Here is a 14552-nt window from a genome sequence, read left to right on the forward strand (position 1 = left end):
GTCTGCCCTCAGCCATCACACTCAGTACCGCGAATTTTAATAACTGCTAAAGCAGAGTCCACATCAGCGCATTCAATATCAAAGGCATTGAACACCATGGCGTTATTTAGTCCGCGGCCTTACTTGCTCCCCCTTCTGCTCCCGCCTTGCGCAGCAATATATTTCGCATTTTAAATACCTTGCTTCACCATCAGAATTTAACAAAAAAAAAGCAATAAAAACGGGCCTGTTTCAATGTATTAATATACTGAAACAGGCCCACAAACAGGCATTCAAATCAGCTTATTGTGCTTTCACCTGAACCAGACGTTTAGTATTCCATAAAGCAACCTGGCCTGCATCTGCCCCCACAATGCCAATTTGATAAATTTGCCCTAGTGGCTTTCTAGGTAAGGAAATACGCACTGTTTTAGGTGAGCCATAGGCATAAACAGTTTGTGTTTCAAAAAGCTGATTATCTATATACACTTTAATAAGCTCAGTTTCAGCCACCTGAATATCCAGCGTATTATTGCCCTCTTTTTGCTCTATGATATTCCCCACCAGGCCAGTAAACTGATAGCCCGATTTAGTCACAGGCTTGGCTAATAAATCGGCCGCAATTTTATCAAACTGGGTTTGATCACCATTTGCCAGATCACTTAATGTGCGCGGAACATTCACATCTGCCTGGCAACCATAATCTTCAATAATGGTATTTGGGTTATAGCCACCGCGCACAGACTGGCGCCAAGACACGCGCATTGAAACGCCATCTGGTAAAGGTTTAAACCAATCCGGGCCTAATTCTGCAAAGAAGCCATGCTCCAGCACATTTGCACCACCCGCCCCGGTAGAAGGATCTTCACCGTATATGGTTGCTGCGCCATTATCCTGCATCTGGCAAGTAAATAAATCAGTTGCCGAATAGCTGCGCGCATTTGCTAAAACACCTACAGGTTTGTAATAGGCCTGCCCCAGTGCATTTGCATCTTCAGCAGAAGTAAATACGCCTGTTTTGCTATATGTGTTTTTAGTTTTGGCGGCATCATTAATCAGCTTTACCCATTCAGGCCAATATTGTCTGAAATCATCCTGATTTAAAAACTGATTATTCAGCTTAGTATTCAATAAGCGCGCTGATCCGGTACTTGCCTTACCCGGCTTAAACAGCTGCGGCAATTTATCTGCATAGCTGATATAGCCTCCGCCATTATTACGGACATCAATAATCAGTGCATCGGTTTTAGCCAGCTGATTGTGCAGCAGGTTATAAATTATATTAACAGCCTGATCAGGGTTGGCAGGCACAAAGCTGCTCAGGCTGATATAGCCCAAGCGTTTTTCACCCTTAGGCACAATGGCCCATTTAATAGTTGGTTCTGCCGTAGTATTTTTACTAAAGCCCTGAATATCTGATTCAGCCGTATTGCGGCTCACAAATTGATTGTACTGCTCCTGATAGCCCTCGATACTCTGAGCAAATGCTTTATCAGTAAGTGATTTAGTAGACGCTGTGGCTGCTTTGTTTTCTAAAGCGGCATCGTCATATTGCACCAGCCATGGCAAATCAATTGAATACACTTCACCCGTTTTGGCAGAGCGCAATTTAATCAGCACGCGGTCATTTGCAGGGGGTAATTTCCCTGATTGCGGCACCAGTGTCATATATTGAATAGCGCGCGAAAATCCACCATACAGATTTGCACCCGCGCCATTAATCAGCACATTATTCACGGCTTGCTTAACCGGTAATCCAGCGTATTCAAGTACCTGATCGCCCACCTCCGGTTTTCTTAAAGAAGGCAGCAGCGCATCAAAATAATTGGCATAAACCCGATCAATACGCACTTCATTTAATTCTGCGCCATTTGCAGTACGGGCAAAATTAATCGGCAAGAAACTTAAAAATGCAGCGTGGGGAAGCGGGAAATTATAATTAAGATGCAAATCACGCTGATTAATAAAAATCTGGCTCAGCTGGGCATGCAGCTGAGCGGTGCTCAGCTTATCAATATTGTTAATTACTTTTTGCACTGCATCAGCCGGATTAACGTGGCCCTTATTCCAATCAGGGCTGTTACCATAATAAATATCTTTTGCATAACGATTAACATATAAATCACGTAAAAACAACTGAGCCTGCTCTGCAAGCGTTTGTTTATCGGCCCTGCTTAATTCATTAAAAGTAATTTGCGGCCGGACATTTGATAAGTAATCGTTTTTAATTTCAGCCTGCGCAAAAGCCGACATCATGGCCAATGCAATCGTTGCAATTTTAATCAGCTTCATGGCTTCCCTTGGAATAGTGGGTATCAAATAATTGACTTGCTTGTCACTTTACCGGCAGTGCCAATAAAGAATGACAATCAAGTATTTCAACCCGCCATCGGGCTGTCAACGATAATTACAGAATAAGTAAAAAAATAAAAAGCATATAAAAAGGAACTCAACAGCTTAAGCCTTGATATTACAAGGCATTATGCTTTGTGCATATTTCAAAAAATTTATAAATACAGCCATAAAAAAGCAACAATCGCAAAATTACGGGTGTTTTTATGATAAAAAAACCATGGCAAGCAGGTAACGGAAAAGCATAAATTTTGTAAGCGATTCAAAGAAGAGAGTACCGCTTTATTTTCAAAAAATAGTGATAAGCCTGGCAGCTGTCAGGTACTAAACCATGAAGATTGAATGCTGATAATTAAGTATCAGCAGGGCGCTATTTATTACGATTTACAGCTTGTTTATTCATCACATAACACAGACCAAATCATTCATTTTCAAGCAGATCCGGAGGCACCCGCGCCTTAGCCACATTGATATGGTATTTTTCCAACTAGGCAAAAGCTGAGAAAAAGGCTTGATCCCGCAAGAAGCGTCGTATTACGATGCGGGGATAGAAGATGAAAGGCGGCTCCTGCCAGCCTTCACGGGAAGAGACTAATTATATGAAGAATCACCGCCTCTCCAGAGGTTTCACCCTGCTGGAATTATTGGTTGTTTTGCTGATTATTGCCCTGCTGGCCGGTTACGTTGGGCCCAAGCTATTTGGCGAGGTAGGCAAAGCCAAGACCAAGACTGCGGCAAGCCAGATGAAATCCATTGCGGATGCATTGGATCATTACCGCCTTGATACCGGCCACTATCCAAGTACCGAGCAAGGCATCAATGTGCTGACCAAAAAGCCAAGTGATGAGCCAAAGTGGCAAGGCCCTTATCTGATGAAAGACGTACCAGCCGATCCATGGGACAGGCCTTACGTTTACAGCAAACCGGGTGAAAACGGCCGCGACTACGATTTGCTTACTTTAGGCGCAGATGGCAAAGCCGGTGGTACGGGCGAAGACACCGACGTCAGCTACTAATCTATAAAGCCCATTCCCCATGCGCTACACCGTTAAAGCCTTGCAGGCAGGTAAGCTGCTGCAGCTGGATATCGACGCCGCTAATGAAAGCGAGCTACGGGATAAGCTGACAGCGCAGGGGCAGCAATTTTTATCTGCCAGAGCGCACAGCGCCTTTAAGCTTTCTTCCAAAGAATTTGGCCTCTCGCTTTTTACCCAAGAGCTGATCGCGCTTTTGCAAGCGGGGCTGACGCTGGTTGAAGCGGTAGAAACACTTAAAGAAAAGAGCGCACAAGATACCAATGGCGAAGTATTAAGCCGCATGATTGAAGGCCTGTACCAGGGCTTACCACTATCTAAAGTACTGGCACAAATGAGCCAGCACTTCCCGCCTTTATATATTGCCACTGTCAGCTCGGCCGAAAAGACCGGCCACCTTGCCGATGCGCTGGGCCGCTATCACCATTACGAATCCCGGCTGGCGGCGGTCAAAAAGAAAGTGATCTCGGCGGTGATTTACCCGCTGGTGGTCATTGGTATTGGCGGCGGCATTATGTTGTTTTTGCTTTTTTATGTGATTCCAAAGTTCAGCCAGATCTACGCATCCATGAAAAACCTGCCTTTTGCCGCGCAAGTAATGCTGTGGTGGGGCGATCTGGTGCATAAGCACGGCGTAATGATGTTTAGCTGCATGGTGCTCAGCGTGGTGTTGGCGGTGTTTTTACTGCGTACCGCTGCGGCAAAAAATGCTTTGCGCGAGGCCTTCTGGCGCTTGCCACGTTTAGAGCAGTACCGGCGTTTATTTTCGCTGACCCGTTTTTACCGCACCGTGGGCCTGCTGCTGGCTGGCGGGATTTCAGTCGTACATGCAATGGAGCTGGCGGCGCAATTATTGCCGCTGAAAATGCAGCTTGGCTTACAGCAGGCCCTGGTTGATGTGAAATCGGGCCAGTCCCTTTCGCAAGCCCTGCCCCGCTATCAGCTGACCACCCCCGTATCAGAGCGCTTACTGCGCGTTGGGGAACAAAGCGGCGAGCTGGCCACCATGTGCGAGCGCTCGGCGCAGTTTTGCGATGAAGAGCTGGAACGCGCCATCGATATGTTTACCCGCCTTTTTGAGCCCATTTTAATGTTGATTATTGGTGTATTGATCGGTGGAATTGTTTTTCTGCTGTATATGCCAATTTTTGAGCTGGCTGGGAATATGCAATGACAGATGCCACATATAAGCCAGCGATGACTGAAGCGATCACAACATCTTTACCCAGGCTTAGCCTGGAGCTGATCCAAACATTACGCCAGGATCAGGCCCCGCTTGCGCCGCGTTTGCAACAAGTATTGCAACTAAGCGATGCCGATTACGGCGGGCAGCTTAGCCGCTTTCTGGGCCTGCCGTTTTTAAGCCAGGAAGAGCTTAGCGCCCTCAGCCCTCGTTACGATTTGCTGCCTTACGGCGAAGCCGTAGCAAGGCAATGCCTGCTGCTCGAAGGCCCTGAGGGGCTGTGCATTGTGCTGGCCGATCCTTTTGATGCCGCGCTGCGTAACTGGCTGCGCCAGCGCATAAGCGTCAGCTATCAGACGGCTTTTGCCCATCATCTGGCGCTGCGTACTTACCTGGATCAGTTTGAAACCTCACACCGGGCGATGGATCAGCTGGGCGTTGGCGAGCAAAGCGAGGTGAATCAGGACGGTATCGTCGAAATTTCACTCGCCACCCTGGCCGCAGATAAAAAGCCCGTCGTCAAACTGGTGAATTCCACGTTGTATGACGCGCTGAAAGCCAAGGCTTCAGATGTGCATATGGAAAGTACGCCAAATGGTTTAACCATTAAATATCGTATCGATGGCGTGCTGCTGCATATCGGCGGCGCAAATGGCCTGGAGACCGCCGAGCAGGTGATTTCGAGGATTAAGGTGCTGGCCGATTTAGATATTTCAGAGCGCCGCGTACCGCAAGACGGGCGTTTTAAGGCAAGGATTAATGGCCGCGAAGTGGATTTTCGCGTCTCCATCATGCCGTCGATTTACGGCGAAGATGCCGTGCTGCGGGTATTAGATAAGCAAAATGGCGGCGACGCTTTTAAGCAGCTGCGTTTAGATATTCTTGGCTTTGATGACGGCACTATGGGCCGGATCAGAAGTCTGGCACGCGAGCCTTACGGCCTGCTGCTGGTCACTGGCCCTACCGGCTCAGGTAAATCGACCACGCTTTACGCCACGCTTTCTGAAATCAATACCGGCGAAGAAAAAATCATCACGATCGAAGACCCGGTGGAATACCAGCTGCCCGGCGTATTGCAAATACCCGTGAATGATAAAAAAGGCCTGAGCTTTGCCCGCGGCTTGAGATCGGTGCTGCGCCATGATCCGGATAAGATTTTAGTGGGTGAAATTCGTGATGGCGAAACGGCCAATATTGCCGTGCAAGCCGCGCTGACCGGCCACCTGGTGCTCACCTCGGTGCACGCCAACAATGTGTTCTCGGTGCTCGACCGCTTTATTCATATGGGCGTGGAGCCAAACAGCTTTGTGGATGCGCTGATCGGCGTGGTGGCCCAGCGCCTGATTCGTAAAGTGTGCCTGCATTGCGTGGTGGACGACGAACCCGATGAAGAGCTGCTTGCCACATCAGGCTTAAACGGCGAAATAGTCAAAGGCTGGCGCTTTAAGAAAGGCGTGGGATGTAAGGCTTGCCGCAATACCGGCTACCAGGGGCGTAAGGCGATTGCCGAAGTATTGCGGCTGAACGACGAGCTAAAGCAAGCCATTGCCAGCCGCGCGCCAGCCGTAGAGCTGAAACAACTTGCCGCACGCTTTGGATTTTTGTCCATGCGCCAGCAAGCGTTGGCGGTAGTCGCCAGCGGAGAAACTACCTTACAAGAAATCAATCGTGTGACTTTTGTGGATTAAATTGGGCCTCTTTGTAGATTCACAGGGTGCAAAACGCCGCAGGCCTTATGCACCGCAACAAGCTGAAGCGTCTTGATCATTAAAATTTTTTTCACCAGCGCATATTGGGTTATGCGGTAAAACATCGCTAACCCAACCCACTAATGGAAAGCAATCGTGCCCCCTTTATGGATTGAGCATAGCGTTTGGCTGGCGAGTAAGAAGCTGATTTTAGCCAGCCAGCCGCGCTTACAAAAAGCAGATAAGCAGTGGACATCGGCAACAATCGATGCGCAATCTGCTGCGCTGGCTTTGCAGCAGCGGCTGGAAACTCGTCCAAAAAGCAGCATCAGCACACTGAATATTTTGCTGAGTGGAGACTGGGTACGTTACGCCGTGCTGCCCTGGCAGGATGGCCTGTATCAGCCGGATGACTGGAACGCTTATGCCCGGCTGATTTTAGCCCAGCAATTTGCTGGCTCTGCCGAAGGCTGGCGGCTGTGTATCAACCCGGCAGGCTTTGGCGAACCACGCATGGTGGCCGCTATGGATGAATCCATTTACCAGGTCATCATCGAGCTGACCCGTACAAATAAGCTGCGTTTAAACAAGATGCAGCCGCTCTTTTCTGCTGTGCATCAGCTGTACCGAAAACAGCTCAAAGCCGCCGAATTTGCACTGGTCATCAGCGAGGCCGATCAGCTTTGCTGCGGATTCTGGCGCGATGGGGCATGGCAGGGCGTAATCAGCCTGCCGCAGAATCAGGACAGCGAAGCACTGCTGAATGGCGGCATGGCGGCGCTGCTGCGCCAGGCCGCCATGCTGGCGCAGGTGTCTTTGCCACCACAAATCTATATCAGCTCCAGCGCCCACCCGCTCGCCAAACTCAGCCTGCCAGAATGCGAAGTCAGCTATTTAGGCGCAGTGCATCCTTTATTTGCCGGGGATTGGGCTTTATGAAACTAGTTGAATCCATAAACCACGGCAATAAAACCAAGCTCAGTGCCTTCGGCACAGTATTCAGGTGCGGGAGCCCCCGCAGGGGCGTTCTTTTCTTGCTTCGCCAAGAAAAGAACCAAAAGAAGGCGACCCCGGCGTCTGCGCCCCGCTTCGCGGGGTTCCCTCTCTGCGGACAATCGGCATGGCGTCGATTCAACTCGCTTCGCTCAAACACGAATCGACGACTACCCCATGCCGCTTGTTCCTCGCTCGGCTGGACTAAGGGGAGCTCTAAGCCCTATGCCACGCAAATAGATTTGAATCATCATTTTCAAAATGCACACACAATGACGGGTTTCACCCTCCCTGCGATATTGCCATCACAGCGCAATCAACCGGACTTTACCGCATGAAGCCCATGCAACTCGATTTTCACCAATCACCCCGCTCTACCCCCTGGCTGGGCCTGGCCCTTGTCGTCGTGGCAGTGATTGCCCTGCTTTGGGTGATGACCCGCCTTGATATCAGCGATCAGGCGCGCCAGCAGCTGGATGCGCGTGAGGATGAGATCAGCTGGCAACGCCGCCGCCTGGATGAGGCGCGTAATAAAGAGCAAAAAGAAGCCCCAAGTAATGCAAAAGTACTGGCCGCGCATCAGGCTCAGCAACAGGCCATCGGGCCGGTGCTGGCCGTGCTGGAGCAAACATGGCTGCCCACCGTGGCCTATACCCGTATCGAGCTGGCAAGTACCGAGCATCTGATTAAGCTGGATTTAGAAGCCAAAACGCTGGCCGATGCACTGGCGCTGGTCGATCGTCTTGGCAGCACCAAGGGGGTTAAAACAGTTTCTTTATCCCGGCATAATTTGCGTGCCAGCGACCCTTTCCATCCGGTGCAGGTGAACCTGGATATCGTTTGGGAGCCGCAGCGATGAATATGCAGCGACTCATGCAACAGATGATTTGGTATTTACGCCAATGGCGGCAATATACGGGCATTTTGGCGATTGCGGCCTTGGTATTGCTGCTGCTGGCCGGCGCACTTTATGTGCAAAAACTCAAACCCATCCAAAAAGATTTAGAGCGCCGCGAGCTGAGCCTGCTGGAGGCTGCGCGTAAGCTGAAGCAAGCCACAGCCAGCACATCCGCTACCGCCAGCACATCCGCTACCGCCAGCAGCGTGGCAGAAGAGCGCCTGCCGCAATCGAATCAATTTACGGCGTTTTTACTTAAGCTCAATGCGCTGGCCGAGCAAAAACATATTGTGCTGCAGCAAAGTGATTACAAAGCCACGCCCGAAGTGGGCGGTGAGCTGCTGCGCTACGGCTTGCAGTTTCCGGCTAATGGCACTTACCCCGATCTTCAGCAATTTATTGCAGAGCTGGAAAACATGCCCGGCGTGCGCATCGAAAACCTCAGCCTTTCACGGCAACAAATTGGCGAGGCCATGCTCAGTATTCAGGTGCAAATGTCTTATTTAAGCAAGGTGCAGCCATGATCTCGCGCCCCTTGCAAATTGTTCTGGCGATCACTGTTTTGCTCACGCTTTACTCTGCATGGCAAGACAACCAGCCCGATGACATACCAGCCCGCCGCCAGCAACATGCGGCAGCAGCCAGTGAAGCCAGCGCGAAAGCGTCGGCCGTTGCAGCGGCACAAGCATCGGCGGCCTCTGCGGCCAGCAGCGTGGCGGTGAATTTATTCCCGGTTCAAACATGGCAGCCGCCTCCGCCGCCGCCACCTAAACCCACACCAACCCCGAAGCCAACGCCCACACCGCCGCCGGTTGCGCCGCCTTTGCCGTTTCAAGTGGTTTCAACTTGGCACGAAGGCAGCATTGATTATGTGGTGCTTGAGGCGGGCGGCCAGCAGATGGTGGTTTGCCAAAGCTGCAATGCCCTTGGTCGTGTACAAAAGGGCGAAGTTTTGCTGGGCTCATGGCGGGTGGATCAGGTAACCCGCCAGCAAATTATTTTTACTTTTATGCCGCTGAATCAGCAGCAGGTACTTTCACTGGGAGCGACACCATGAAAATGCGCTCTTCGTACACATTCAATCAGCCAACTACTTTTCCCCTGCCGCTAAAGCAGCTGCGGATGTTTTCTTTTGGAGCTACATTTTGAAGCGCGCATTTAGCATGACCCTTATCGCGGCCAGCTTGCTGACTGGCTGCGCCGCCGACATGGCCCGCAAACAGGGTGAGTCTTTAATTTATGAAGGCGAAGTAGAGCAAGGCCTGCAGCTATTAAAAGAAAAATCCAAGCTATACCCTGACGATATCAAACTGCGTGCCAGCTTTCAGCGGCAATTAGATATCACGCTTGGCGCTTTGCTCAAAGAAGCCGACAACGCCCGCGCCCGTGGTGATATCGAGCTGGCGACCAATCGCTATCAGCAGATGCTGTCGCACGATAAGGGCAATTACCGGGCACTGGAAGGCTTAAGGCTGAGTGAAATCGCAGCGCGGCAGGATTCCATGCTGAAATATGCGCGGGAAATCAAAGACAATAAGCCGGAAGAAGCACTGGATGTACTGGCACAAATGCTGACCGATAATCCGCGCAACACGCAGGCACTTAAGCTGCGTGATGAGGTAGAAAGCCGTAAAACACGCGAAGCCACGCTGCGCCCCGGCCTGGCGCAATCTTTAAAAAACCCGATTTCTTTGCAATTTAAAGATCAAAGCATCAGCAGCGTATTCGATATTATTTCGCGTATTGGTAAAGTTAATTTTATTTTTGATCGTGATGTTGCGCCTAATTTACGCACCACTATTTATGCGCACGACAGCAGTGTAGAAGATGTGATTAATTTAATTTTAACGACGAATCAGCTCGATAAAAAAGTATTAAATGAAAACACCATTTTAATTTACCCCAAACGCCCGGATAAAGACCGCGATTATAAAGACTTGGTCATGCGCACCTTTTATTTATCCAATGCCGATCCAAAACAGGTATTGGCCATGATTAAACAAATGGTTAAAACCAAAGACGTGTATATCGACGAGCGCTTATCCATGCTGGTGATGCGCGACACGGCCGAGGCGGTTGCTGTGGCCGAGCGGCTGATTGCAGCCCAGGATTTACCGCAATCAGAGATTATTCTAGATGTGGAAATTCTGGAGGTCAGCAGCACCGATTTACTGAACATGGGAATTCAATACCCAGATACAATTTCCGCATCACTTGCACCAACCGGCAGCGTTTCACCATTGCCTCTAAACACAACAGCTGGCTCTATTAGCCTTGATCGCCTAAGTAATCTCAATAAAAATGATGTGTTGGTTAATCTGGGCAGCCCTGTTATCAGCGCCAATTTTGTGCATCAAAAAGGCAATACTAATATTTTAGCCAACCCCAAAATACGCGTTAAAAATAAAGAAAAAGCTAAAGTGCAAATTGGCGAACGGGTGCCTGTTATTACAACAACAAACAACAATGGAATTACAAGCGAATCAATCACCTATTTGGATGTAGGCCTGACGCTGGATGTTGAGCCTATGCTGTCTATTGATAACGATATTAGTGTAAAAGTCTCACTTGACGTCACCAATGTCACCGGCAGTGTGCTTACCAAACAAGGACTGGTTGCCTATAAGTTAGGCAGGCGTAGCGCCATTACCAATATGAGCGCTCGAGACGGCGAAACACAAGTTTTAGCGGGTTTGCTATCGCGTTCGGATCAAACGACCGGCAATGCCCTTCCAGGGCTTGGCGAACTGCCCATGCTTGACCGACTTTTTGGCAGCAAAAAAAACGACAATAATAAAACCGAGCTGATTCTTTTAATCACCCCCCGCGTAGTACGTAATTTAGCGATTCCATCGCCACATATCACGACCTTTGAAAGCGGTACCGAAGGGGCAATCAGCACCAGCCCACTGCGTTTACGCCCAAGCTCCGGCATCAAAATTAATAGCACAGCGGCAGGCAGCGTCATGATGCCAGCGCCTCAGCCGATGATGCCGCAAGCCATGCCGGAGCCAGCTCCCCAGCTCGCCCCGGCACCTGTGGCGCAAGCTGCAGAAGACAACCCTCAGGCCGTTACGCCGCCAACCGGCAGAGGCAATGGCATGGGAAGGCGCTAAAGATGTGGCCCCGTTTGCCAGCTTACCGGCCCGCTCAGGGGTTTACCCTGATCGAGCTGATGGTGACCCTCACCATCCTGGCCGTGCTGGCCACGGTGGCCATGCCGCTTTCGCAAATTGCCTCTACCCGCCAGCGGGAAGAAGAGCTGCGCCGCGCACTCTGGCAAATCCGCAGTGCTATCGATGCTTATAAGCAAGCGGCAGACGAGGGGCAAGTTAAAAAAAATCTGGATGAAAGCGGCTACCCGCCCAATCTGAGCGTCTTAAAAGAGGGTGTAAAAGACGCCAAAGACCCCAATGGTAAAATGATCTACTTTCTGCGCCGCCTGCCCAGAGATCCTTTTTGCAATTGTCCAAGCAGCTCAGATGAAAAAACATGGGGCCTGCGCAGCTACACCAGCCCCCCCGACTCGCCCCAGGAAGGCCGCGATGTGTTTGACGTGTATTCACTCAGCAGCGGGATTGGGCTGAATGGTACGGCTTATAAGAAGTGGTAGATAGATACTTAAGGAAGCTAAAACCCAAGTCTTGAACCACGGAGAGCACAGAGAACACGGAGAAAAACACTTCGTAAGAGAGAATAAAACCTCATGAAAAGTAAGCAATTTGGTTTTGTGTCAGCAAGCAGCGCTAAAACAAAATAGCCGCGCTCTCAGCATGGGGCTTTTACCCTCCCCTTGAAGCACGCCGAAGCGAGGAATAAGCGGATCGGGGTTTCGGTAAAGGGGTAGCGAGGCAGCGAGCGAGCAGCCTTTGCCGCCGAGCCGATTATCCGCAGTGAGGGGCCTTCGTGCTGGTCGGGGCGGCCTTCTTTGCGTACTAGGATTTCTGGCCGTTCAAGAAAGTGAGTCCCACGCGGGGGAATCCCGCACCGAAACCAACGTGCCGAAGGCACTAAAAAACATTGCTTGTGACTTTGATTAGCACACATAACATCATCAATAGGATCACCATGACGCATGCGTCGTCTGCCAATAAAGGCCACACAAGCCGCAAAGGCTTCACCCTGATCGAGCTGCTGGTTGTGCTCGCCATTATGGCCAGCCTGCTCACCTTAGTCGTGCCCCGCTATTTTCACCAGACTGAGCGCGCCAATGAAACCGTGCTCAAACACAACCTTGTCGCCATGCGCGATGCCATCGATAAATTTTATGCCGATACCGGCCATTACCCCGCCACGATAGACGAGCTGGTCAGTAGCAAATACCTGCGAGAAATGCCGATGGATCCCATCACAGGCAAAAACGATGGCTGGCAAATTATCAAATTTGAAAACGCCAGCGGCGTATACGATATAAAAAGCGGCGCAGAAGGAAACGGCAATGACGGCTCGGCCTACAGCAGCTGGTAAACAGCAGTCCGGCCGTGCTTACGGAAAGGGGTTTAGTTCGATCATGCAGCAGCAAACAAAAACGCGGACAAACCGAGCTCTGGCCAACAAACAGTCCGGTTTTGCTTACGCATGGGCCTTAATGGCCGTATTAATCATGGGCATTTACCTCGCCCAGGTGGGCGAAGCATGGCAAAACCGTGCCCAGCGCGCCAAAGAAGAAGAACTGCTTCGCACAGGCGCTGAAATCCGCCGTGGCATCCGGCTGTACAGCGAGCAAAATATGATGCAAGGCACGCAATACCCCAAAACACTGGAAGAACTGGTACAGGATCCGCGCAGCCCCACACCAAGGCGCTTTATCCGCAAAGCCTATAAAGACCCCATGACAGGGGAAGACTGGGGTTATATCTCCGCTCCCGGAGGCGGCTTTATGGGCGTCTACAGCCAGGCTAAAGGCAAACCCCTCAAACAACAACGCTTCCCCCCCGACTTTGCCAACTTCGCCAATCAAAACACCTATCAGGACTGGAAATTTGCCAACTGGCCCAATGGCAAAGCGCTGAAAAGATAATAGCTTAGGGTGGATTGTCTTCATGCCCTGTATACACCTCTGCCTGCAAAATTCTTTTTTTGCTTAGCACCATCACATCCTGTAAATGCGCCCTAAATCTGCTCCCTATACACTCAATAAACACTGCTTTAACAAAGCACTAAACGCTTGCTCAACAGCAGCAGCATCACTAAATGCAACATTAAATCGCATATATTGCTCTGTGTGCGGCTGACGGCTAAACAGTGCACCTGGAGCGAGCAATAAGCCTTGCTTCATTCCCTCCCTCGCCAGCATTTCACTATTCACGCCTGCGGGTAGCTTCGCCCAAATAAACATCCCTCCTGTAAATGGAAAGGGCAGGATGCATCCCGCCCGCTTCAACCACGCAAAGACCCGCCCGCCAGACTCAAGCAAACGCTCAGCAATCCTTTTACGATGCTTGCCATAGCTTCCTTCATTAAGCATGCGGCACAGCAATTGCTCTAATAACTCTGAAGTACCACCACCGCTCATTAATTTAAGGTGGCTTAATTTTGCAGCTAATTGCGGTGCAGCAATCACATAGCTCACTCGCGTATTCGCACTTAAAATCTTAGAAAATCCCGACAAATAACTCACATGCTCAGCTCCAGCCAATGCGGCCAGCCTGGGGGGAGGATTGCTGTGCAGGTCTCCATACAAATCATCTTCAATAATATGGCAGCCATACTCTTTACATAATTGTAAAAGCCGGAAAGCCTGGGCAGGCGTAAATGAATGCCCAGTTGGGTTATGCAGCAATCCACAGCTTAAATAAACGCTGGGCCTGTGCTTGGCCAGCACAGCTTGAAAACGATCAAAATCAGGCCCCTCTGCTCCCCGCTCCACCGTCACGACCTGAGCGCCATGCAAAGCTAAATTAGCATGAAAATTAAAATAGCAGGGGTCATCAAGCAGCACCGTACCCCCCTGGCGGAGCAATAAGCGCAGCAGCATATCAATGCCCTGCACCGTATTTGATGTGGTCACAATCTGCTCCAAATGCACCGGCATCCCTTGTTCAGAGAGTTTTTTTTGCAATGCTTCACGCAAAGGCAAATATCCGGCAGGACTGCCGTAAGCGGAGACACGCAGCAATGGGGAGCGAACAGTGGCGCGCATCGCCTGGCGAAACGCATCGGTATCCAGCCAGGATTCAGGTAAATGACCGCAGCCGGGGCGCAGCTCACCGTTATCCACCAATAAGGAGCGGCGCAGCACGCTAATCAAATCCTGGGGCAATAAATCAGCCTGCGGCGGATAAATCGCCTGTGGACTTCCCCCTGTGTCAGGATAGTTGAGATACTCCCTTTTCAGGGATTCTAACTTACTCAGGGGGCTGGTTACTTATCATGTCGCGTATTCCCAAGGCTCGTAAAGATGCCATTTTAAGCAAAATGCTTGC

The 14552-nt window shown here is 50.5% G+C and carries 13 protein-coding genes; 11 read left to right on the plus strand and 2 right to left on the minus strand.

From position 1 onward, the window contains the following. Window positions 1–282: 282 nt before the first annotated feature. The gene (locus CSQ88_RS16355) at window positions 283–2271 is read right to left on the minus strand and encodes a S41 family peptidase (RefSeq protein WP_099399152.1); all 1989 of its coding nucleotides are present in this window, start codon (window positions 2269–2271) and stop codon (window positions 283–285) included. A gap of 659 nt (window positions 2272–2930) precedes the next feature. Here CSQ88_RS16355 and gspG point away from each other — a divergent pair. The 11 genes from gspG to CSQ88_RS16410 all read left to right on the plus strand — a co-directional run bounded on the left by gspG (window position 2931) and on the right by CSQ88_RS16410 (window position 13147). Then, window positions 2931–3347, plus strand: coding sequence for a type II secretion system major pseudopilin GspG (gspG, locus tag CSQ88_RS16360; RefSeq protein ID WP_099399166.1), 417 nt, complete (start codon window positions 2931–2933; stop codon window positions 3345–3347). 19 nt (window positions 3348–3366) lie between these two features. Continuing rightward, window positions 3367–4539 (plus strand): type II secretion system F family protein, encoded by a 1173-nt coding sequence (locus CSQ88_RS16365; protein ID WP_099399153.1) that lies wholly within the window; start codon window positions 3367–3369, stop codon window positions 4537–4539. Then, window positions 4536–6236 (plus strand): GspE/PulE family protein, encoded by a 1701-nt coding sequence (locus tag CSQ88_RS16370; protein ID WP_099399154.1) that lies wholly within the window; start codon window positions 4536–4538, stop codon window positions 6234–6236. The genes CSQ88_RS16365 and CSQ88_RS16370 overlap by 4 nt, the downstream gene beginning before the upstream one ends. 156 nt (window positions 6237–6392) lie before the next feature. Further along, window positions 6393–7175 carry a hypothetical protein gene (locus tag CSQ88_RS16375; protein ID WP_099399155.1) on the plus strand — a complete coding sequence of 261 codons (783 nt, stop codon included), beginning with the start codon at window positions 6393–6395 and terminating at the stop codon, window positions 7173–7175. Window positions 7176–7563: 388 nt separating this feature from the next. After that, window positions 7564–8088, plus strand: a complete 525-nt coding sequence (locus tag CSQ88_RS16380) for a hypothetical protein (protein ID WP_099399156.1) — start codon at window positions 7564–7566, stop codon at window positions 8086–8088. Window positions 8089–8102: 14 nt separating this feature from the next. Next, window positions 8103–8651, plus strand: a complete 549-nt coding sequence (locus CSQ88_RS16385) for a GspMb/PilO family protein (RefSeq protein WP_099399157.1) — start codon at window positions 8103–8105, stop codon at window positions 8649–8651. Then, window positions 8648–9184, plus strand: coding sequence for a hypothetical protein (locus CSQ88_RS16390; RefSeq protein WP_099399158.1), 537 nt, complete (start codon window positions 8648–8650; stop codon window positions 9182–9184). The genes CSQ88_RS16385 and CSQ88_RS16390 overlap by 4 nt, the downstream gene beginning before the upstream one ends. A gap of 106 nt (window positions 9185–9290) precedes the next feature. Next, the gene (locus tag CSQ88_RS16395) at window positions 9291–11243 is read left to right on the plus strand and encodes a secretin N-terminal domain-containing protein (protein ID WP_099399159.1); all 1953 of its coding nucleotides are present in this window, start codon (window positions 9291–9293) and stop codon (window positions 11241–11243) included. 2 nt (window positions 11244–11245) lie between these two features. Further along, window positions 11246–11740, plus strand: a complete 495-nt coding sequence (locus CSQ88_RS16400; protein WP_099399160.1) for a type II secretion system protein — start codon at window positions 11246–11248, stop codon at window positions 11738–11740. Between the two features lie 455 nt (window positions 11741–12195). Beyond that, window positions 12196–12594 (plus strand): type II secretion system protein, encoded by a 399-nt coding sequence (locus CSQ88_RS16405; protein ID WP_099399161.1) that lies wholly within the window; start codon window positions 12196–12198, stop codon window positions 12592–12594. Window positions 12595–12715: 121 nt separating this feature from the next. Further along, window positions 12716–13147, plus strand: a complete 432-nt coding sequence (locus tag CSQ88_RS16410) for a type II secretion system protein (protein ID WP_257212640.1) — start codon at window positions 12716–12718, stop codon at window positions 13145–13147. 105 nt (window positions 13148–13252) lie between these two features. On the opposite strand, the gene CSQ88_RS16415 is transcribed toward CSQ88_RS16410, so the two are convergent. Next, on the minus strand, window positions 13253–14368 hold the full coding sequence (locus CSQ88_RS16415; RefSeq protein WP_257212641.1) for a PLP-dependent aminotransferase family protein: 1116 nt from the start codon (window positions 14366–14368) through the stop codon (window positions 13253–13255). Window positions 14369–14552 lie beyond the last annotated feature (184 nt).

It is taken from the genome of Iodobacter sp. BJB302, from assembly GCF_002735645.1.
Taxonomy (GTDB): domain Bacteria; phylum Pseudomonadota; class Gammaproteobacteria; order Burkholderiales; family Chitinibacteraceae; genus Iodobacter.